This window comes from Kitasatospora sp. NPDC017646, from assembly GCF_044329365.1.
Classification (GTDB): Bacteria; Actinomycetota; Actinomycetes; order Streptomycetales; family Streptomycetaceae; genus Kitasatospora.
This window is the reverse complement of sequence record NZ_JBIRJC010000158.1, coordinates 1-1,024: the sequence shown is the minus strand read 5'-3', so window position 1 is coordinate 1,024 and position 1,024 is coordinate 1. Positions and strand designations below refer to the sequence as shown.

General features: G+C 65.4%; 2 protein-coding genes. Both read left to right on the top strand.

Going from position 1 to position 1,024, the window contains the following annotated elements:
- A partial coding sequence (locus ACH4J0_RS43365; protein WP_396246681.1) for an HAD-IC family P-type ATPase occupies window positions 1-740 on the top strand: 740 nt, incomplete at its 5' end.
- A 17-nt stretch (window positions 741-757) separates the two neighbouring features.
- On the top strand, window positions 758-1,024 hold a 267-nt coding region (locus ACH4J0_RS43360), incomplete at its 3' end, for a potassium-transporting ATPase subunit C (protein ID WP_396246680.1).

Here is a 1,024-nt window from a genome sequence, read left to right as displayed (position 1 = left end):
AGGTCCTGGGTGTGATCCACCTCAAGGACGTGGTGAAGGAGGGCATGCGGGAGCGTTTCGACGAGCTGCGCCGGATGGGCATCAAGACCATCATGATCACGGGTGACAACCCGCTGACCGCCAAGGCGATCGCGGAGGAGGCCGGGGTGGACGACTTCCTCGCCGAGGCCACGCCCGAGGACAAGATGGCCCTGATCAAGAAGGAGCAGGAGGGCGGCAAGCTGGTCGCGATGACCGGCGACGGCACCAACGACGCCCCCGCGCTCGCCCAGGCCGATGTCGGCGTCGCGATGAACACCGGGACGATGGCGGCCAAGGAGGCCGGCAACATGGTCGACCTGGACTCCAACCCGACCAAGCTGATCGAGATCGTGGAGATCGGCAAGCAGCTGCTGATCACCCGCGGCGCGCTGACCACCTTCTCGATCGCCAACGACGTGGCCAAGTACTTCGCGATCATCCCCGCGATGTTCGCCGGGGTCTACCCGGGTCTGAGCCACCTCAACATCATGGGCCTGCACAGCCCCCAGTCCGCGATCACCTCGGCGATCATCTTCAACGCCCTGGTCATCATCGGCCTGATCCCGCTGGCCCTGCGCGGCGTCAAGTACCGCCCTTCCGATGCCGGTTCACTGCTGCGGCGCAATATCGGGATCTACGGCTTCGGAGGTCTGGTGGTGCCGTTCGTCGGCATCAAGCTGATCGACCTGGTCGTGCAGTTCATTCCCGGCCTGAGCTGAGAGAGGAGTCCACCGCAATGTCCAAGCCCCTGCCCGCCGTCGTGCGGACCCACTTCACCGCCCTGCGCGCGCTCCTCGTGCTGACCGTGATCCTGGGGGTCGCCTACCCGCTGCTGGTCACCGGTATCTCGCAGGTGGCGTTCGGTGACAAGGCCAACGGTTCGATCGTGAAGTCCGAGGGCAAGCCGATCGGTTCCAGCCTGCTGGGCCAGAACTACGACCTGCCGAAGAAGGACCCGGACGATCCGAAGGAGGAGCCGGTCCCGGACCCGAAGTGGTTCCAG